We start from the raw sequence: 20,108 nt of genomic DNA, 5'->3' as shown, positions 1-20,108 counted from the left end.
CCTGAGAGGTTCACCTGGACCCTCCGTGCGGAGGAGTCCCGGCTTGCACCTTGGGTGGGGCGGCACCCCCGTGGCCGGGAGGGCTCGCCCGCTTTTCAGATGTGCCTCGAACGCGCGGTATCTGTGCCTGAGAGATTCAAGGGAGGACTTGCTCCTTCGGCGTCCCGCCCGCCACAGCGGTGCGGAAACTCTCCCGCGCGGCCTCGAACGGCCTATATGCGATTGAGGCCGCCATCATTGCACGGGCGCCCGCCGTTGTCGCGATCGCGTCCCGGATGTCCCGGTCCGGTCCCGATCCGGTAGTAACGCCGCCGTTCCTCTGGGTAGGCAAAGACACAGGATTTACCATTTCTTGAACGTCGGACCCGGAGGGCGAACTGTGCGGTGGCAGAGTGCGTATGCGACGGCCGGGGGTCCGGCCGTGTCCCGGCCGGTACCGGCGCGGGCCGGGGAAGCGCGTCGCGGGGGACGTGCCGTACGGCCGCGGCGGCTGATCGATCTGCGACGGGGGCGCCGGCCCGTACGCACCCTGCGCTACCCGCCGGGGGACGTCCTGCTCGTCTCCGGCCTGCCGGGCGGCGGCAAGAGCACCCTCATGCGGCGCGCGACCGGCGGCGCCCGCCTGATCGACTCACAGGACGTCAGGGAACGCTGGCAGGCCCGGGTTCCGCGGCTGCTGCCGTACGCCCTCTACCGTCCCCTGGTACGGATCGCGCACTACGCCGGGCTGTGGCGGGCGCTGCGCTCGGGCGACAGCGTCGTCCTCCACGACTGCGGAACCCTGCGCTGGGTGCGCGCCTGGGTCGCCCGTGAGGCCCGGCGCCGGGGAAGGGGCATGCACCTGGTGCTGCTGGACGTCCCCGTCCGGACCGCGCTGGACGGCCAGCGCGAACGCGGCCGCCGGGTGTCGGCGTACGCCATGGCCCGGCACCGTGCCGCCTCCCGCCGCCTGCTGACGGAGGCGGAGGCGGGCCGGCTGCCGGGGGCGTGCGCCTCGGTGGTGCTGCTGGACCGCGAAGCGGCCCGGGAGCTCGAGGCCATCGACTTCGACGGCTGAGCGGCCGGGCCGCGACGCGTGAGGGGCGGTACCGCTGAACGATCAACCAAACTGCGGATCCACCTGGGCCTGGGGCGCGATCTGCGCCTCGGGCGGCAGCTGCTGCCCCTGGTCGTTCAGGGGGAGCGGCAGCGGGAGCGGAAGCGGCAGCGGCAGTGCGCCGGTGAGCAGCTTCGGCACCGCCAGCAGCAGGGCCTGCAGGTCGGCGACGACGGCGGCGACACCGGCCGTCACACCCGCGAGGTCCTTGGCGACCACCTTGGCCAGCAGGTCCGTGACGTCCTGGACCAGCTTGGTGAGCGCGTTCTTGACGTCGGTGACGGCGTCCGCGGCGCCCTGATCGCCGGGACCGCCGACCTGGTCGATGGTGCTCGGGTCACCCGGCAGGCCGGGGTCCCCTGGCTCCAGGCCCGGTTGTGGCGCGCCCGGATCCATGGCCGCCGGGTCGGTGAAGCCGGGAGAAACCGCACCCGCCTGGTCGAGGACCGAGGCCAGCTGCCCGCTCGCCTCCTCCAGACCCTTGCGGAGTTCCTCGAGCTTCGCCGAGTCCGGGCTTTCGACCTGGGCTTCCTGGGTGAGCTTGGCCCCGATGGACAGCGTGTCACCGAGCTTGGAGATCAGTTCGGCGTTGCCCGTGTCCGCCGCGCGAGCGGCGAGGTGCTCGACCTCGACGGCCGTGCTCCGGGTGGGGGCCTGGGCACTCGCGACACCGCCGGTGAGGCCCATCGTCAGCGAGGCGCACACGGCCGCCGCTATGAGGGTGGAGTTGATCCTGGTGATGCGCATGTCGAGATATCTCCCGGTTGAGGGTGTTCTCCTTGCTCGTCCTACCTTCGGAGCCGCTGTGACGCTTCGCAACCGGACGATCGCAATATGTGACCACGGCGTGGGGCGGCCGATGTGACGGGCGCGTGATGCGGGGGTCGTCCGCGCCCGCCGCCGGATAGGGTTTCCACGGAGCGCACCACCACAGGAAATTGCGAGGCGAAACGCAGTGAACATCCCGGGGCAGCGGATACCGGACGGCTTCGCCCCGCCTGGCCACGGCGCCGGCGGCTGGCCCGCCAACGAACTCGAGGAAGTGCTCTCCGTGGCACTCGGCGATCCGGGTGCCACGGCCCGCGTCCTGGAGGTGCTCGGACGCTCGCAGTTGTGGATCCCGCTGCCGAACGGCGGCAGCCCCGAGAGCACCGACCTCGACCTGCCGACGCTCGAACTCGACGGCGGCGTCTACGTCCCCGTCTTCAGCTCCGAGCAGCAGTTCCTCGCCGCCGGTACCGGCATGAGCTTCGCCGTCGCCCCCGCCCGTGAGTTCGCCCGGGGGCTGCCCCCGCAGATCGGGATCGCCGTGAACCCCGGAGGCGCGGTGGGCATCCCGCTGCCGCCCGCCGCGGTGATGGAGCTGTGCCGTACCGACCGCGAGCCCGGCACCCCCACCGGCGCCCGGGTCCGGCTGTGGGAACCCTCGCCGGACGAGGAGCCGGTCGACTTCCTGGCCGTTGCCGCGGGCGAGTTCGCCGTGACCCCGGTCGTGCTCTCCGCCCGCCGCGCGCTGGCCAGCGTCGAGGGCGACCCCGCCACCCTCTTCGTCGGCGTCGAACTCGACCGCTGGCAGGAAGAGGACCGGGCCGCCGCCATGGCCGCCCTCGGGCGCGCGCTCGGCGCCGTACCGCTGCCCTGGCAGGTCAATCTGGTGCTGCTGGACGTCGCACAGGACCCCATCGGCGACTGGATGCTGGAGCGCGTGCGACCCTTCTATGTCGGCACGGGCGCATAACCTGGGTCCCGTACGGCACCAGAGGCATTCGGCGGAGCAGACGACGCGGACGAGGCAGACGCGGAAGGGCGGGACACGTGAGCGCCGGCGTGGGAGGGGGCGGGGGGCTGGAGCATGCGCTCCGGCAGGTGACGCCCGGTAGGTACGACGCCTACGAGGAAGTGCTGCGGGCCCTCGCCGACAGCCAGGTGTGGATGCTGCTCTGGCAGGGCACCCCCGGCGGGGCGGACGCGCAGTACGGCAACATGGAGGTCGCCGGCCACGGCTACGCGCCGTGCGTGACCTCGCCGCAGGAGTTCACCGCCTGCGGCTGGAACCGGGCCCACGAGGTGGTGTCCGGCCGCGAGATCGCGGCCTCGCTCTTCCCCGACCGCTGGGGCCTGTGGCTCAACCCGCACGCTCCCGGCGGCGGCGTCGGCATCCCCTGGCTCGACCTGCGGCGCGTCAGCCTCGGCCTCGACCGCTCCCCGGCCGGACCGCTGCGGATCGGCGAGCCCGCGCTCCAGATCCCCCAGTACTACGCCCTGTTGTCCCAGCAGGCCCATCGCAGCCCGGCCGTCCGCTCCCTGCGGCGCGCCTGGGTCCAGCCCGTGCTGGGCGAGCCCTACCTGGCGATCGGCGTGGACCTCTACGACGCCGGGCCCCAGGCCGTGGAGTCGGTGCGCCTGATGATGCAGTCCGCCCTCGGGGCGGTGCCCCAGGGGCTGCCGGTCGCCACGGTCGCGCTCACCGACGAGTACGACCCGGTCGGTATGTGGATGCGGGCCTCGGCGCAGCCCTTCTACTCCCGTGACGCCCACGGCGCGCCGGGTGCACAGGGCGCGCCGGGTGCTCCCGGGGCGACGTACGGGTGGGCCCCGCAGCCCTACTGACGCTTCCGGCGGGTCTCTTCCACCCGCCCACCCGGACGGCGCCTCCGTTCAGGTCAGGAAGGCGGTGACGGGCGGGTGGTGAGTGGGTGGAAGGCGGCCCGCCGCAGGCGCGGCGGACCCGCTCCGCGGGGGACCCCGGTCACAGGATCGTGTCGATGAGCCCCAGCGGCGGGCTCCCCATTTCCAGCAGCGCCCCGTGGAACCGCTGGAGCGAGAACTCCGGCCCCCAGGCGCGCCGGGCGCGCTCCCGCAGCCGCATGATCTCCAACTTGCCCCAGGTGTAGCGCCCGTAGGCCGCGTCGAAGGTGCCGCGCCGGGCCTCGGAGGCCGCGCCGGCCCGCGCGAGGTGGGCGTCCCGCATGAAGCGCTGCGTGGCCTCCTCCAGCGTCATCGCCCCCGTGTGCAGCCCGATCGCGCACGCCAGGCGGGTGACGCGTACGAGCGCCTCCAGCGCCACGCCGATCGCGAAGCGGGGGTCGCGGGCACGGAAGCCCTCCTCCAGGCAGACCTCCTCGACGTAGTGCGCCCAGCCCTCGCAGAAGGAGAGCGAGTGCAGGACACGCCGTACCTGCGTGGGTGCGTGCCGCAATGCCCGGCCGTGGGCGAAATGGCCGGGCGCGACCTCGTGGACGGTGATCGCCGGCAGGCTCGTGCGGCTGAAGACGGAGAGCCACTCCTCGCGTTCCTCCTCCGGCCAGTCCGGCTCCGGCGGGGTGACGTGGTACCAGGAGGCGGAGTCGGCCTCCTCCGGTGCGGCCCAGGTCATCATCGCCATGGACCAGCGGCGTGACGGCGGTGCCGGTCCGACGAGGCAGTCCCCGTCGAGCCAGGGCACGAGCCCCCGCTGCCGGGTGAACTCGATGACCTCCTCGGTGAGCCGGGCGGCCTCGGGGATGACCCCGTCCGCGTCCGGGTGGTCGGCCAGCAGCCGCGGGATGAGCTCGTCCACGCCGGCCTTCGGGTCCAGCCGCCCGCAGGACTCGGTGAGGAGCGCGGTGAGCCGGTCCCGCTCGCGCTCGGCCTCGTCGGCCAGGGCCGACAGGTCGACGCGCAGGCCTTCCTGACTGCCCATCAGCAGGGCCAGCGCCTCGCCGCCGAGCCGCGGGTCGGGGTCGCCGGTCTCGGCGGCGCGGGCGATGTGGTCGACCAGCCGGGCGTGCGCGGCGAGCGCGGGACCCGCCTCCGGCTCGGCCTCCGGGTCGAGGTCGGCGGCGAGTCCGCGGACCGCCCCGAGGAGTGCCCCGGCGACCGGCGCGCTCACCCGGTCGAGCGACGCGATGGCCGCATCGACGGCGTCCGGCCACTGCTGCAGGTGGCGTCTGCGGGCCTCGGCCAGCTCCTCGCGGGGCGCGTACTCGCGGTCGTAGGCGGTGAGTTCGAGATTGGACAAATGCGGATATGGGTCGCGGCGGTGCAGTTCCAGTTCCCCGTACTGGACCTTGAGGGTGTCCTCGAAGACCGAGAGGTGCCGTTCGTCGTGGGGGTCGGCGAGGGCCGGCTCGCGCAGTCGGGCGTGGGCGAGCGAGGACAGTCCGCGGCGGACGCCGGCGGGCGACAGATCCTGCACCTGGCCGTCGTACTCGTGGAGTCCCGCCATCTCCCTGACCACGGGGACCATCAGGTCGCACACCGAGCGAAGCCGATCATTCATGGCGTCGACGGTAGCGACTCCAGTTGCATCGCGGCGATCTGTCAACGCGCGTAACACTGCGGTAATAACGGACGAAGGCTCACCACATCACGGTTGCGCATCGCTTCCCTGTGGGGTCTGGCGCGTGATCCACGCCCCATGAAGACTCGCGCACCAAGACGCCTCACGCGTCGCCTTAACGATTCATCACACGTCAAACACACAGCCCAGCGCCACCGCACCACCATCAAGAGCTGCGCCCGACATGGTCGGTCCGCTCCGTCGACCCGGGCGGACGGCCAGGCGAAGCCGGCCACCGCCGGCAGGGGGATGCACGAGGAGACATGACAGCACCGCTGCACGACACCGCTGAGACGGCCGTCGCCGACGTCGCCGCCGACATACCCGCGAAGGCGATCGAGGGGCGTTCGCCCGGGCGCATCGCATGGATGCGCCTCAAGCGCGACAAGGTGGCGCTGGCGGGCGGCGTGATCGTCGTCCTCCTCATCCTGGTCGCGATCTTCGCCCCCCTCATCGTCAGCGCCTTCGGCCACCCGCCGAACGACTTCCACGAGGACAAGATCGACCCGCTGTTCGGCACGCCCACCGGCAAGTGGGGCGGCATCAGCGGGGATTACCTCTTCGGCGTGGAGCCGGTCAACGGCCGCGACGTCTTCAGCCGCATCGTCTACGGCACGCGCATCTCCCTGCTGGTGGCCTTCCTGTCGGCGATCGTCGCCGTGGTCCTCGGCACCTTCTTCGGCATCATGGCCGGCTACTTCGGCGGCTGGGTCGACGCCGCCATCGGCCGTGTGATGGACGTGCTCCTCGCCTTCCCGCAGCTGCTCTTCATCATGTCCCTCGTCTCGGTCATGCCGAACTCGCTGCTGGGATTCAGCGGCACCGGCGTGCGCATGGGCGTCCTGGTGGTCGTGATCGGCTTCTTCGGCTGGCCGTACGTCGGGCGCATCGTGCGCGGCCAGACCCTGAGCCTGAGGGAGCGCGAGTACGTCGACGCGGCCCGCAGCCTCGGTGCCGGCCGCGGCTACATCCTCTTCCGTGAACTGCTGCCCAACCTCGTCGCGCCCATCACCGTCTACGCGACGCTGATGATCCCGACGAACATCCTCACCGAGGCCGCCCTGAGCTTCCTCGGGGTCGGCGTGAAGCCGCCCACCTCGTCGTGGGGACAGATGCTCTTCAAGGCGCTGTCCTTCTACGAGACGGACCCGATCTTCATGCTGATCCCGGGCCTGGCGATCTTCATCACCGTGCTCGCCTTCAACCTCTTCGGTGACGGCGTACGGGATGCGCTGGACCCGAAGGGCTCCCGCTAGCCCCTCGCACACCGCCCCTGCCATTCCCGTCAGGTGGCTTCTCACCGAGAAGGACCGCAGGTCCGCGGAAAGTCGCGGACCGCGAATCACGGAGGTTACGAAAAAGTGACATCCCCACGCTCATCGAGGCGCAGGCTGGCCGCAGGGACGGTCGTCGTGGTCGCCACGCTGCTGTCCACCGCCGCCTGCGGCGGAGGCGGCGGTGGCAAGTCCGACGGCAACGCCAAGGCCCCCGGATTCAACGCCGCCGTCAACAAGGTGGCGAACGCGTCCGACAAGAAGGGCGGCACGCTCAAGTTCATCGGTACCCAGGACGCCGACTCCTGGGACCCGCAGCGTGGTTACTACGGCTTCATGTGGGACTTCGCCCGGTACTACACCCGTCAGCTGGTCTCCTTCACCCCGGAGCCGGGCCTGGCCAGCACCACGCTGAAGCCGGACCTCGCGACCGGCCTCGCGAAGGTCGGCGACGGCGGCAAGACCTACACGTACACCCTGAAGGACGGCCTGAAGTGGGAGGACGGCTCCCCGCTGACCTCCAAGGACGTCAAGTACGGCATCGAGCGCATCTGGGCGCAGGACGTCATCTCCGGCGGCCCGATCTACCTGCAGCAGGTGCTCGACCCCAAGGGTGAGTACAAGGGTCCCTACAAGGACACCTCGCCGGACAAGCTCGGTCTGAAGGCCATCGAGACGCCGGACGACAAGACCATCACCTTCCACCTGGCGACGCCGAACAGCGACTTCGAGCAGATGCTCGCGATGCCGTCCGGCTCCCCGGTCCCCGCGGCGAAGGACACCGGCGCCAAGTACGGTCTGAAGCCGTTCTCCAGCGGCCCGTACAAGTTCCAGTCGTACACGCCGAACAAGTCGATGGTCCTGGTCCGCAACACCAACTGGAGCGCGTCCACCGACGACCTCCGCAAGGCGCTGCCGGACAAGATCACGGTCACCCTGACGACCAACGCCGACGACATGGACAAGCGCCTGATCAACGGCGACTACGACCTGGACCTGAACGCCACCGGCGTCGGCCAGGCCGCGCGCGCCGAGGTGCTCGGCAAGAACAAGGCCAACGCCGACAACCCGGACACCGGCTTCATCCGGTACGCGGTCTTCCCGACCACGGTCAAGCCGATGGACAACATCCACTGCCGCAAGGCGGTCATCCTCGCCGCCGACCACAAGTCGCTGCAGACCGCCCGCGGCGGCCCGCAGGCCGGCGGTGCCATCGCCCCGAACATGCTCCCGCTGGGCATCAAGGGCGCCGACGGTGCCTACGACCCGTACAACGTCCTGAAGGACACCACGGGCAACGTCGAGGAGGCCAAGAAGGAGCTCAAGGCCTGCGGCCAGCCCAACGGCTTCAAGACCACGATCGCGGTCCGCAACAACAAGCCGATCGAGATCGCCACGGCCGAGTCGCTGCAGGAGTCGCTGAAGAAGGTCGGCATCACCACCGAGCTCGACGAGTTCGACGGTGCGCAGACCTCCGGCATCATCGGTGCCCCGAAGACGGTCAAGTCCAAGAACTACGGCATCATCATCATGGGCTGGGGCGCCGACTTCCCGTCGGGCCAGGGCTTCCTCCAGCCGCTGGTCGACAGCCGGTTCATCCTCGAGAGCGGCAACAACAACTTCGCCGAGATCAAGGACAAGTCGATCGACGGCCTGTTCGACCAGGCGTTGCAGCAGACCGACCCGAACGCGGCGGCCGAGCTGTACAAGCAGATCAACCAGAAGGTCTCCGAGGGCGCGTACTACCTGCCCTTCACCTTCGAGAAGAACATCATCTGGCGCAGCTCGCGCCTGACCAACGTCTACACGGCCGACGCGTACAACGGCCGCTACGACTACGCCTCGCTGGGCGTGCAGTAACAACCCTCGAATCGATCGAGTGCCACACCCGCTAGGCACGAAGGGCAGGTGATGGCCGCGTGCGGCGGCCCGGGGAACCCCCGGGCCGCCGCCGGGCCGAGCACAGTGCTTGCATACATCATCCGGCGACTGTTCGCTGTCGTCGTCATGTTGCTGGTCATCACGTTGGTGACCTTCGGGATCTTCTTCCTGATCCCCAAATGGGTCGGTGTCGACCCCGCCACCTACTTCATCGGGAAGCAGGCGGACCCGGCCTCCCTCGAGGGCATTCGGAAGAAGATGGGCCTCGACGATCCCATCCTCGTGCAGTTCGGCAAGTTCCTGTGGGGGCTGATCGCCGGGCGTGACTACGCCAATGGCACCGACGTCACGCACTGCTCCGCCCCTTGCTTCGGCTACTCCTTCCGCAACGAGCAGGCGATCTGGCCGGTCCTGACGGACCGTCTCCCGGTGACCCTGCAGCTGGCGGCCGGCGCCTGCGTCATCTGGGTCGTCGTCGGCGTCGGCACCGGTGTCGTCTCCGCCCTCAAGCGCGGCTCCGCCCTGGACCGCACGCTGATGACGGTCGCGCTCGCCGGCGTCTCGCTCCCCATCTACTTCACCGGCATGATCGCCCTCGCGGTGGTCGTCTACGGACTCGGATGGATCGACGGCCAATACGTGCCGTTCGGTGATTCGCCATCCGGGTGGTTCGGCGGCATGCTGCTGCCCTGGGTCACGCTCGCCTTCCTCTACGCAGCCATGTACGCCCGGATGACCCGGGCCACCATGCTGGAGATCATGGGCGAGGACTACATCCGCACCGCCCGTGCCAAGGGCCTGCGCGAGCCGGTCGTCATCGGCAAGCACGCCATGCGCTCGACCATGACCCCGGTGCTGACCATCCTCGGCATGGACCTCGGCGCCCTCGTCGGCGGCGCGATCCTCACCGAGACGACGTTCAGCCTGCCCGGCATCGGCCAGGCGGCGGTGAAGGCGATCGGGGACAAGGACTTCCCACTGATCCTCGGCGTCACGCTGATCGCGGCCGTCGCCGTGGTGGTGGCCAACCTCCTCGTAGACCTGCTGTACGCCGTCGTCGACCCGCGCGTGAGGCTGTCATGACCGACCTCCCCATCCAGAAGTCCGGTACCGGGGCGGATTCCGCGCCGAACGAGCCGGTGGCCGGGAAGGCGCAGCCCACGTCGTTCCTCGAGGTCCGCGACCTCAAGGTGCACTTCCCGACCGACGACGGCCTGGTGAAGTCCGTCGACGGCCTCTCCTTCCAGCTGGAGAAGGGCAAGACCCTCGGCATCGTCGGCGAGTCCGGCTCCGGCAAGTCCGTCACGTCGCTCGCCATCATGGGCCTGCACCGGACCGGTCAGTACGGCCGGAGCAAGGCCCGGATGTCCGGCGAGATCTGGCTCGAGGGCAAGGAACTGATCTCGGCCGACCCGGACGAGGTCCGGCGGCTGCGCGGCAAGGACGTCGCGATGATCTTCCAGGACCCGCTGTCGGCGATGCACCCCTACTTCACCGTCGGGGCGCAGATCGTCGAGGCGTACCGGGTCCACCACGACGTGTCCAAGGCCGTGGCGCGCAAGCGCGCCATCGAGATGCTCGACCGTGTCGGCATCCCGCAGCCCGACAAGCGCGTCGACGACTACCCGCACCAGTTCTCCGGCGGCATGCGGCAGCGCGCCATGATCGCGATGGCGCTGTCCAACAACCCCGACCTGCTCATCGCGGACGAGCCGACCACCGCGCTCGACGTGACCGTGCAGGCGCAGATCCTGGACCTCATCCGGGACCTGCAGAAGGAGTTCGGCTCCGCGGTCATCATCATCACCCACGACCTCGGCGTCGTCGCCGAGCTCGCGGACGACATCCTGGTGATGTACGGCGGACGCTGCGTGGAGCGCGGGCCGGCGGACAAGGTCTTCTACGAGCCGCAGCACCCCTACACCTGGGGCCTGCTGGGCTCGATGCCCCGTCTGGACCGTGAGCGCACCGAACGGCTCAACCCGGTCAAGGGCTCGCCGCCCAGCCTGATCAACGTGCCGTCCGGCTGCGCCTTCCACCCGCGCTGCCCGTACGCGGAGCTCACCGGCGGCGCCAGCACCACCGTCGTTCCGGAACTGCGCGAGGTCGGCAGCCGGCACCACGCCGCCTGCCACCTGGGCGTGGCGGACCGGGAGCGCATCTGGACCGAAGAGATTGCGCCGAAGCTGTGAAAGGCCAGGAGATGACGATCCCCCAGCAGTCGACCGCCGACGGGTCGGATGCGCTGCTCAAGGTGAGCGGCCTGGTCAAGCACTTCCCGATCACCAAGGGCCTGCTGCGCCGTCAGGTCGGCGCGGTCAAGGCGGTCGACGGCATCGACTTCCACGTCAACCCCGGGGAGACCCTCGGCGTGGTCGGCGAGTCCGGGTGCGGCAAGTCCACCATGGGCCGGCTGATCACCCGGCTGCTCGAACCGACCGGCGGGACAATCGAGTTCGAGGGCCGCGACATCACGCACCTGGGCACCGCGGGCATGCGCCCGCTGCGCCGCGACGTGCAGATGATCTTCCAGGACCCGTACTCCTCCCTCAACCCGCGGCACACCGTCGGCACCATCGTCGGCGCGCCGTTCCGGCTGCAGAAGGTGCAGACGGAGAACGGGGTGAAGAAGGAGGTCCAGAACCTCCTGGAGCTGGTCGGCCTCAACCCCGAGCACTACAACCGCTACCCGCACGAGTTCTCCGGCGGACAGCGGCAGCGCATCGGCATCGCCCGCGCGCTGGCGCTCAAGCCCAAGCTCGTGGTCGCGGACGAGCCGGTCTCGGCGCTCGACGTCTCCATCCAGGCCCAGGTGGTCAACCTCCTGGACGACCTGCAGAGCGAGCTCGGCCTGACCTACGTGATCATCGCGCACGACCTGTCGGTCATCCGGCACGTGTCGGACCGCATCGCGGTCATGTACCTCGGCAAGATCGTGGAGGTCGCGGACCGCGAGGACCTCTACACCAAGCCGATGCACCCCTACACCAACGCACTGCTCTCCGCGGTGCCGGTGCCGGACCCCAAGCGGCGCGCCAAGCGCGAGCGGATCCTGCTGACCGGTGACGTCCCGTCGCCGATCTCCCCGCCGTCCGGCTGCCGCTTCCACACCCGCTGCTGGAAGGCGACCGAGGTCTGCAAGACCACGGAGCCCCCGCTGGCGACCCTGGCCACCGGGCACCAGGTGGCCTGCCACCACCCGGAGAACACCGGCGACTCCGGTGCCTCCGGCGACGGCACGGCGGGGAAGACGACCGAAAAGGCGTAACCCCGGCACCCTGCAGAATGGGACCGGTGCACACCGAACTGTTCAGCCACTCCGTCCAGCACGTGCTCGACCTCGTCGGAATCTTCGTCTTCGCGATCTCCGGCGCGCTGCTCGCCGTACGCAAGAACTACGACGTCTTCGGCATGGCGGTGCTCGCCGAGGTCACCGCGCTGGGCGGAGGGCTGATCAGGGACCTGATCATCGGGGCGGTCCCACCGGCCGCCTTCACCGACCTCGGGTACTTCCTCACCCCGCTGATCGCCACCACGGTGGTGTTCTTCCTGCACCCCCAGGTCGAGCGGATCAACACCACGATCAACGTCTTCGACGCCGCCGGCCTCGGCCTCTTCTGCGTCGCCGGCACCACCAAGGCCTACGACCACGGCCTCAACCTCACCGCCTCGGCCACCCTCGGGCTCGCCACCGCCGTCGGCGGCGGCGTACTGCGCGACCTGCTCGGCAACGAGGTCCCCTCGCTGCTGCGCTGGGACCGTGACCTGTACGCGGTGCCGGCCATCGTGGGGGCGACCGTGGTGGCGGTGCTGATCAAGTTCGAGGCCCTGACCCCCGGCACCGGGGTCCTCGCCGTGATCAGCGCCTTCACCCTCCGGCTGCTGGCCATGCGCTACCACTGGCGGGCCCCCCGCGCCTGGCACCGGCGCACCACCGCGGCGGAACAGCTCCACCTGTAGGCCACCCCCGCGGGGCACCCCAGCGACGGCGTACCCGGGGCGGGCCTCGGTCCGGGAAAGCGCCGCAGCGGCCGTAGAATCACGCTCATCATGGCCTACCTCGACCACGCCGCCACGACCCCGATGCTGCCGGAGGCGGTCGAGGCGATGACCGCGCACCTCGCCGTCACGGGCAACGCGTCCTCCCTGCACGCCGCCGGCCGCCGGGCCCGGCGCACGGTGGAGGAGTCCCGCGAGTCCCTGGCCGCCGCGCTCGGCGCCCGCCCCAGCGAGATCGTCTTCACCTCGGGCGGCACCGAGGCCGACAACCTCGCGGTCAAGGGCCTGTACTGGGCGCGCCGCGACGCGGACCCCCGGCGCACCCGGGTCCTCGCCAGCCCCGTCGAGCACCACGCCGTCCTCGACGCCGTCGACTGGCTCGCCACGCACGAGGGCGCCCGGGTCGAATGGCTCCCCGTCGACGCCCACGGACGCGTCCACCCCGAGGCCCTGCGCGAGGCCGTCGCCCGTGACCCCGGCGATGTGGCGCTCGCCACCGTGATGTGGGCCAACAACGAGGTCGGCACGGTCTTCCCGGTCGCCGAACTCGCGGCGGTGGCCAGGGAATTCGAGGTGCCGCTGCACTCCGACGCCGTCCAGGCCCTCGGCCAGGTCGAGGTCGACTTCGCGGCGTCCGGGCTCGACGCGATGACCGTCACCGGGCACAAGGTCGGCGGCCCGTACGGGGTCGGCGCGCTGGTGCTCCGGCGTGAGCTCGGCCCGGTCCCCGTCCTCCACGGCGGCGGCCAGGAGCGCGGCGTACGCTCCGGCACGCTCGACGTCCCCGCGGTCGCCGCGTTCGCCGTCGCCGGGACGCTGGCCGCGGAACGGCACGAGGCGTTCGCGCGGGACATCGGCGCCCTGCGCGACGACCTGGTCGCCCGAGTCCGGGAGGCCGTCCCCGAGGCCATCCTCAACGGCGACCCCGCCCCCGGCGGCCGCCTCCCCGCCGGCGCCCACTTCTCCTTCCCCGGGTGCGAGGGGGACTCCCTGCTGATGCTGCTCGACGCCCAGGGCATCGAGTGCTCCACCGGGTCCGCGTGCACCGCCGGCGTGCCCCAGCCCAGCCACGTCCTCCTCGCGATGGGCGCCGACCCCGACCTCGCGCGGGGCTCCCTGCGGTTCTCCCTCGGGCACACCTCGACGGCCGAGGACGTCGCGGCCCTCGGCGACGCCATCGCCCCCGCGGTGTCCCGCGCCCGCAGCGCGGGCTTGATGTAGCGCCCGCGGCGCCCTCGCCCTCGCCCTCGCGTTGCGTGCGGTGCCGGTTCGTGGGCGGCTCGCGCGCCGTTGCGCCTGCGGCGGGCCTCTCCCGCCCGCCCACCCGTGCGGCGCCGTGGGCGTGTGCGGGTGGCTCCCGTGGGTGGTCGCTGTGCGTCGGCGGCCTGCGGCGGTGTGCCGCCTTTCCGTTCACGCAACGCAGGGGGCAACGGGTGGGCGGTGGGAGACAGCCCGCCGCAGGCGCAACGCACCCGCACTCGCCCGCACACCCGCAGCCCCGCAACGGCCCCGCGGCGACCGGCCCCGCGAACCGGCGCCGGGGCGCCGTACCCTAGGAGGCGCTATGACTGACTTCCCCGGTGCACCCACAGGCCCTGGCGACGGCCGTCGCCTCCGCGTGCTCGCCGCGATGAGCGGTGGCGTCGACTCGGCCGTGGCGGCCGCCCGCGCCGCCGAAGCGGGGCACGACGTCACGGGCGTGCACCTCGCGCTCTCCGCGAACCCGCAGTCCTTCCGTACCGGCGCCCGCGGCTGCTGCACGATCGAGGACAGCCACGACGCCCGCCGCGCCGCCGACGTGATCGGCATCCCCTTCTACGTGTGGGACCTCGCCGACCGCTTCCGCGCCGACGTCGTCGACGACTTCGTCGCCGAGTACGCCGCCGGCCGCACCCCCAACCCCTGCCTGCGCTGCAACGAGAAGATCAAGTTCGCCGCGCTGCTCGACAAGGCGATCGCCCTCGGCTTCGACGCCGTGTGCACCGGCCACTACGCCACCGTCGTCGTCAACACCGACGGCTCCCGCGAGCTGCACCGCGCCTCCGACGCGGCCAAGGACCAGTCGTACGTGCTGGGCGTCCTCGACGAGCGGCAGCTGGCGCACGCCATGTTCCCGCTCGGCGACACCCTCACCACCAAGGACGAGATCCGGGCGGAGGCGGCCCGGCGCGGCCTGTCCGTCGCCAAGAAGCCCGACAGCCACGACATCTGCTTCATCGCGGACGGCGACACCCAGGGCTTCCTCGCGCGCCGCCTCGGCGCCGCCGAGGGCGACATCCTGGACGAGGACGGCAACCGCCTGGGCACCCACTCCGGCGCCTTCGGCTACACCGTGGGCCAGCGCAAGGGCCTGCGCCTGGGCGTGCCCGCCGCCGACGGCAAGCCGCGCTACGTGCTCGACATCTCCCCGGTGAACAACACGGTGACCGTCGGCCCGGCCGAGGCCCTGGACGTCACGGCCCTGACCGCGATCCGCCCGCGCTGGTGCGGGACCGCGCCCGACGGCGCCGGGCCGCGCACGTACACCGCCCAGCTGCGCGCCCACGGCGACGACGTGCCCGTCACCGCCGAGCTGGCCGACGGCGAACTGCGCGTCCGCTTCACCGGCGGCGCCGTCCGCGGCGTCGCGCCCGGCCAGGCGGTCGTGCTCTACGACGGCACGCGCGTCGTCGGCTCGGCGACCATCGCCACCACGGAGCGCAGCCGGCGCGCCACCGCGAGCGCCTGAACGCCCCCACGCGGCTCCCGGACGGGCCGGGCGCCCCCCTGCCCGGCCCGCGGCGTCATGCGCGAGACTGGCCCGCATGAACATCTGCGTCTTCCTCTCCGCCGCCGACCTCGAGCCCCGCTACACCGAACCCGCCCGCCAGTTCGCCGAGTTGATCGGCAAGGGCGGTCACACCCTGGTGTGGGGAGGCTCGGACGTGGGCCTGATGAAGGTGATGGCGGACGGGGTGCAGGAGCACGGCGGACGCCTGGTCGGGGTCTCGGTGGAGTTCCTGGCGGCCAAGGCCCGCAAGGGCGCCGACGAGATGGTGATCGCGGCCGACCTCGCCGAGCGCAAGGCGGAGCTGCTGGCCCGCGCCGACGCCGTGGTGGTCATGGTGGGCGGTACCGGCACGCTGGACGAGGCGACCGAGATCCTGGAGCTGAAGAAGCACGGGCTGCACACCAAGCCGGTCGTCCTGCTCAACACGGCGGGCTTCTACGACGGGCTCAAGGAGCAGTTCCAGCGCATGGACGCGGAGGGCTTCATGCCGCTGCCCCTCACCGACCTGGTGTTCTTCGCCGAGGACGGCGTCTCGGCGCTCGCCTACCTGGAGGAGGGCGCCGGCATCGTGTGAGCCGGCCGGGATGACAGCATGGGGCCCATGTCGATTCACCTGATCACCGGCGCGGGCTCCGGCATCGGAGCCGTCGTGGCCCGGCGTCTCCTCGACCGCGGCGACGAACTGTGGCTGCTGGCCCGCAACGCCGGACGCGCCAAGGAACTCGCCGACCGCTTCCCGGGCGCGCGGACCCTCGTCGGCGACCTCGCGGAGCCGGAGCGGCTGTCCTGGGCGCTGGGCCAGCAGGCGCCGCCGGACCGGCTGGACTCCCTGATGCACATCGCGGGCGTCGTGGACCTGGCGCAGGTCGGCGAGCTCACCCCGAAGGTCTGGAACCGGACGCTCGCCGCCAACCTCGTCGCACCCGCCGAGCTGACCCGTCTCGTCCTTCCCCAACTGCGGCTGTCCCGGGGCCACGTGCTCTTCGTCAACTCCGGCGCCGGACTCAACGCGCACGCCGAGTGGGGCGCCTACGCGGCCAGCAAGCACGGCCTCAAGGCGCTCGCCGACTCCCTGCGCGAGGAGGAGCACGCCAACGGGGTACGGGTCACCTCCGTCTACCCGGGCCGCACCGCCACACCGATGCAGGCCAAGGTGCACCAGCAGGAGGGCAAGACGTACGACCCCTCGCGGTGGATCGACCCCGGGTCGGTCGCGACGGCGATCCTGACCGCGATCGACCTGCCGCGGGACGCGGAGGTCAACGACCTGACCATCCGGCCGGGAGCCTGACCCGCCGGTCGTCGTAGGCTGCACCGGTGAGCACGGAAGGTACCGAAGCGAAGTTCCGGCTGCCCGAAGGGGCGGCCACCGGTGTGGGCTCGATGCCCGGAGGCGACGCGCGCGAGGCGGCAAGGACGGCGACCGGGGCGCTGGAGGCGCTGCCGTTCCTGCCGGAGCTGCCCGCGCGCGGCCCGGGCGCCGACATGATCGGCCGCACCCTCGGGATGCTGGTCGAGCTGTACGCGCGCGTGGAGCCCAGCGGATGGCGGTTCGGCGACCGCCCCGGCCGGGACACCCGCCGGGCCAGGGCGTGGCTGGGGGAGGACCTCGACGCCGTCGAGGAGTTCACCCAGGACTACCGGGGCCCCCTCAAGCTCCAGGCGGTCGGCCCCTGGACGCTCGCGGCCTCGGTCGAGCTGAAGAACGGCGAGGCCGCGCTCTCCGACCCGGGTGCCTGCCGCGACCTGGCCGCCTCGCTCGGCGAGGGGCTGCGGCTGCACCTGGAGGACGTGCGCCGGCGCGTGCCGGGCGCACAGCCCGTGCTGCAGCTGGACGAGCCCTCGCTGACCGCCGTCCTCCAGGGCCGGGTCAGGTCCGCCAGCGGCTACCGCACGCACCGCGCGGCGGACCGGGGCGTCGTCGAGGGCGCGCTGCGGGACGTCATGGCGGCCGCCGGCGGCGGCGCGGACGGCGTGCCCGTGATCGTGCACTCCTGCGCTCCCGAGGTGCCCTTCGCGCTGCTGCGCAGGGCCGGGGTGGCGGGGGTGTCGTTCGACTTCTCGCTGCTCACGGAGGGTGACTGGGATGCCTTCGGTGAGGCGGCCGAGGCGGGAACCGCGCTCCTCACCGGTGTCGTCCCGGGTACGGATGCCCCATTGTCGGACCCTGCGGGTAGCGTCAGTGGTGTTCGGGCGCTGTGGCGCAGGCTGGGGCTGTCCCCGGGGGATCTGGGCACCTCCGTGGCGGTGACCCCGTCCTGCGGTCTGGCGGGGGCCTCGCCGGCCTATGCCCGTGCCGCGCTCGTGCACTGCGCGAAGGCGGCACGCTCGCTCGTCGACAACCCTGAGTGAGGATGGGAAGAGGAAGGACGTGGACGTGGAGGACTCCGTGATCCCCGAGGGCGCCAGGAACGAGGACGTGCCGGCGAAGGCGCGCGAGCTGCACGCCTCCCTGGCCGAGCAGGTCGAGGAGCACCGCTTCCGCTACTACGTCAAGGACCAGCCGGTCATCAGCGACGCGGACTTCGACAAGCTGCTGCGGCGGCTGGAGGCGCTGGAGGACGAGCACCCCTCGCTGCGCACGCCGGATTCGCCGACCCAGAAGGTCTCCGGCGCGTATGCGACGGAGTTCACCTCCGTCGAGCACCGCGAGCGCATGCTCTCCCTCGACAACGCCTTCACCGAGGAGGAGTTGGACGCCTGGGCCGACCGCCTCGCCGCGGAGCTGGGCCCCCCGGCGGGCGAGGGGGGCACCTACCACTTCCTGTGCGAGCTGAAGGTCGACGGCCTCGCCGTCAACCTCACGTACGAGAACGGCCGTCTGGTGCGCGGCGCCACCCGCGGCGACGGCCGCACCGGCGAGGACATCACGCCCAACGTCCGCACGATCGCCGAGATCCCGGACCGGCTGGCGGGGGAGCGCGTCCCCGCCCTGGTCGAGATCCGCGGCGAGGTCTTCTTCCCCATGGAGAAGTTCGAGGAGCTCAACGCCCGCCTGGTCGGGGCCGGCGACAAGCCCTTCGCCAACCCGCGCAACGCCGCCGCCGGTTCCCTGCGGCAGAAGGACCCCCGGGTCACCGCGAGCCGCCCGCTGCACATGGTGGTGCACGGCATCGGCGCCCGCGAGGGCTTCACCATCGACTGCCAGTCGCACGCCTACGAGCTGCTGCACGAGTGGGGCCTGCCCACCACCAGGTACGCCCGGGTGGTCGGCACGCTCGCCGAGGTCAAGGAGGCCATCGCCTACTACGGCGAGCACCGCCACGACGTCGAGCACGAGATCGACGGCATCGTCGTCAAGATCGACGAGATCCCGCTGCAGGGCCGGCTCGGCTCCACCGCCCGCGCGCCGCGCTGGGCCATCGCGTGGAAGTACGCGCCGGAGGAGGTCAACACCAAGCTGGTCGACATCCGCGTCGGCGTGGGCCGTACGGGTCGCGTGACGCCGTACGCGGTGGTCGAGCCGGTCACGGTGGCCGGATCCGAGGTCGAGTTCGCCACCCTGCACAACCAGGACGTGGTCAAGGCCAAGGGCGTGCTCATCGGCGACACCGTCGTGCTGCGCAAGGCCGGTGACGTCATCCCGGAGATCCTCGGCCCGGTCGTCGACCTGCGGGACGGCGGCGAGCGCGAGTTCGTGATGCCCGCCGACTGCCCCGAGTGCGGCACCCCGCTGCGCCCCATGAAGGAGGGCGACATCGACCTGCGCTGCCCCAACGCGCGGGGCTGCCCGGCGCAGATCCGGGAACGGCTGTTCTACCTGACCGGCCGCAAGTGCCTGGACATCGAGAACTTCGGCTACGTCGCGGCGGCCGCGCTCACCCGGCCGCTGGAGCCCGCGGAGCCGGCGCTGCGAGACGAGGGCGACCTGTTCGACCTCACGCCTGAGGACCTGCTGCCGATCCGCGCCCACGTCCTCGACCAGAACACCGGCCTGCCCAAGCGCGACCCGGAAACCGGCGAGGAGAAGGTCGTCTCGGTCTTCGCCAACCAGCAGGGCGAGCTGAAGAAGAACGCGGCGGCCATGCTGGAGCACATCCAGGACGCCAAGGAGCGCCCGCTCGCCCGCATCATCGCGGGCCTGTCGATCCGTCACGTCGGCCCGGTCGCCGCCGAGGCCCTGGCCCGCGAGTTCCGCGACCTGGACGCCGTCTTCGCCGCCGACCAGGAGCGCCTGGCGGGAGTCGACGGCGTCGGCGGCATCATCGCCGCGTCCCTCAAGCAGTGGTACGAGGAGGAGTGGCACCGCGAGATCCTCCGCAAGTGGAAGGCGGCCGGGGTCCGCTTCACCGAGGAGGGCTCCGACGAGGGACCGCGCCCGCTGGAGGGCCTCACCGTCGTCGTCACCGGCACCCTCGCCACCCACACCCGGGACGGCGCGAAGGAGGCGCTCGTGAGCCGCGGGGCCAAGGTCACCGGGTCGGTCTCCAAGAAGACCGACTTCGTGGTCGTCGGCGACAGCCCGGGCTCCAAGTACGACAAGGCGGTGCAGCTGAAGGTGCCGGTCCTGGACGAGGACGGCTTCGCCGTCCTGCTCGGACAGGGTGCGGACGCCGCCCGGGAGGCCGCCGTGAACCCGGAGGCCTGACACCCCATCATCACCCTTTCGGCCCAGAGCGGGACGATCCGGGATGGTGGGATCCATTCGGGCAACAGCAGCCGATCGGTGCCCGTGACAGCCTTTATCGGCCTACTGTTGAGAGGCGCGCCTTCCGGGCACGGGCCCTCCGGCAGCCCGGCCGTCAATCCCGCGGGCAGGGGCGTGTG

17 protein-coding genes and 1 riboswitch are annotated in these 20,108 nt (G+C 71.6%); of the genes, 15 read left to right on the top strand and 2 right to left on the bottom strand.

Annotation, left to right across the window (positions count from 1 at the left end):
- Window positions 1–105 precede the first annotated feature (105 nt).
- Window positions 106–206: riboswitch (glycine riboswitch) on the bottom strand.
- A 173-nt stretch (window positions 207–379) separates the two neighbouring features.
- Window positions 380–1,057 (top strand): AAA family ATPase, encoded by a 678-nt coding sequence (locus tag ACZ7MY_RS16190; protein WP_499602329.1) that lies wholly within the window; start codon window positions 380–382, stop codon window positions 1,055–1,057.
- A 42-nt stretch (window positions 1,058–1,099) separates the two neighbouring features.
- Here ACZ7MY_RS16190 and ACZ7MY_RS16185 read toward each other — a convergent pair whose 3' ends face one another.
- The gene (locus ACZ7MY_RS16185; protein ID WP_499602328.1) at window positions 1,100–1,843 is read right to left on the bottom strand and encodes a hypothetical protein; all 744 of its coding nucleotides are present in this window, start codon (window positions 1,841–1,843) and stop codon (window positions 1,100–1,102) included.
- A 208-nt stretch (window positions 1,844–2,051) separates the two neighbouring features.
- Between ACZ7MY_RS16185 and ACZ7MY_RS16180 the strand changes: the two genes are divergently transcribed.
- Together ACZ7MY_RS16180 and ACZ7MY_RS16175 are read left to right on the top strand one after the other, a co-directional pair.
- A complete protein-coding gene (locus tag ACZ7MY_RS16180) occupies window positions 2,052–2,834 on the top strand; it encodes an enhanced serine sensitivity protein SseB (RefSeq protein ID WP_499602326.1) in 783 nt (260 codons plus the stop codon).
- A 77-nt stretch (window positions 2,835–2,911) separates the two neighbouring features.
- On the top strand, window positions 2,912–3,706 hold the full coding sequence (locus ACZ7MY_RS16175) for an enhanced serine sensitivity protein SseB C-terminal domain-containing protein (RefSeq protein WP_499602324.1): 795 nt from the start codon (window positions 2,912–2,914) through the stop codon (window positions 3,704–3,706).
- 139 nt (window positions 3,707–3,845) lie between these two features.
- Here the strand turns inward: ACZ7MY_RS16175 and ACZ7MY_RS16170 are convergent, their stop codons facing one another.
- Window positions 3,846–5,357 (bottom strand): DUF885 family protein, encoded by a 1,512-nt coding sequence (locus ACZ7MY_RS16170; protein WP_499602323.1) that lies wholly within the window; start codon window positions 5,355–5,357, stop codon window positions 3,846–3,848.
- Window positions 5,358–5,680: 323 nt separating this feature from the next.
- Between ACZ7MY_RS16170 and ACZ7MY_RS16165 the strand changes: the two genes are divergently transcribed.
- From ACZ7MY_RS16165 to ligA, 12 genes are all read left to right on the top strand, one after another.
- Window positions 5,681–6,673, top strand: coding sequence for an ABC transporter permease (locus tag ACZ7MY_RS16165; protein WP_499602321.1), 993 nt, complete (start codon window positions 5,681–5,683; stop codon window positions 6,671–6,673).
- A 105-nt stretch (window positions 6,674–6,778) separates the two neighbouring features.
- Window positions 6,779–8,551, top strand: coding sequence for an ABC transporter substrate-binding protein (locus ACZ7MY_RS16160; RefSeq protein WP_499602319.1), 1,773 nt, complete (start codon window positions 6,779–6,781; stop codon window positions 8,549–8,551).
- A 105-nt stretch (window positions 8,552–8,656) separates the two neighbouring features.
- On the top strand, window positions 8,657–9,655 hold the full coding sequence (locus ACZ7MY_RS16155) for an ABC transporter permease (RefSeq protein WP_499602317.1): 999 nt from the start codon (window positions 8,657–8,659) through the stop codon (window positions 9,653–9,655).
- On the top strand, window positions 9,652–10,764 hold the full coding sequence (locus ACZ7MY_RS16150) for an ABC transporter ATP-binding protein (RefSeq protein ID WP_499602315.1): 1,113 nt from the start codon (window positions 9,652–9,654) through the stop codon (window positions 10,762–10,764). Before ACZ7MY_RS16155 ends, ACZ7MY_RS16150 begins: the two co-directional genes overlap by 4 nt.
- An 11-nt stretch (window positions 10,765–10,775) precedes the next feature.
- On the top strand, window positions 10,776–11,840 hold the full coding sequence (locus tag ACZ7MY_RS16145) for an ABC transporter ATP-binding protein (RefSeq protein ID WP_499602313.1): 1,065 nt from the start codon (window positions 10,776–10,778) through the stop codon (window positions 11,838–11,840).
- A 26-nt stretch (window positions 11,841–11,866) separates the two neighbouring features.
- Window positions 11,867–12,532, top strand: a complete 666-nt coding sequence (locus ACZ7MY_RS16140) for a trimeric intracellular cation channel family protein (protein WP_499602311.1) — start codon at window positions 11,867–11,869, stop codon at window positions 12,530–12,532.
- 90 nt (window positions 12,533–12,622) lie between these two features.
- Window positions 12,623–13,792, top strand: coding sequence for a cysteine desulfurase family protein (locus tag ACZ7MY_RS16135; protein WP_499602309.1), 1,170 nt, complete (start codon window positions 12,623–12,625; stop codon window positions 13,790–13,792).
- Window positions 13,793–14,135: 343 nt separating this feature from the next.
- Window positions 14,136–15,299: a tRNA 2-thiouridine(34) synthase MnmA gene (gene mnmA, locus ACZ7MY_RS16130; protein WP_499602307.1), complete on the top strand. Its 1,164-nt coding sequence runs from the start codon at window positions 14,136–14,138 to the stop codon at window positions 15,297–15,299.
- Window positions 15,300–15,375: 76 nt separating this feature from the next.
- Complete coding sequence (locus ACZ7MY_RS16125; protein WP_499602305.1) at window positions 15,376–15,915, top strand: LOG family protein; 540 nt, start codon at window positions 15,376–15,378, stop codon at window positions 15,913–15,915.
- Window positions 15,916–15,942: 27 nt separating this feature from the next.
- Window positions 15,943–16,632, top strand: coding sequence for an SDR family oxidoreductase (locus ACZ7MY_RS16120; protein ID WP_499602303.1), 690 nt, complete (start codon window positions 15,943–15,945; stop codon window positions 16,630–16,632).
- Between the two features lie 26 nt (window positions 16,633–16,658).
- On the top strand, window positions 16,659–17,693 hold the full coding sequence (locus ACZ7MY_RS16115; protein ID WP_499602301.1) for a methionine synthase: 1,035 nt from the start codon (window positions 16,659–16,661) through the stop codon (window positions 17,691–17,693).
- A 25-nt stretch (window positions 17,694–17,718) separates the two neighbouring features.
- The gene (gene ligA, locus ACZ7MY_RS16110) at window positions 17,719–19,929 is read left to right on the top strand and encodes an NAD-dependent DNA ligase LigA (protein ID WP_499602299.1); all 2,211 of its coding nucleotides are present in this window, start codon (window positions 17,719–17,721) and stop codon (window positions 19,927–19,929) included.
- Window positions 19,930–20,108: the final 179 nt, after the last annotated feature.

The sequence above is a fragment of the Streptomyces sp. NPDC111520 genome, from assembly GCF_055635295.1.
This window is presented reverse-complemented; position numbering and strand designations above follow the sequence as displayed.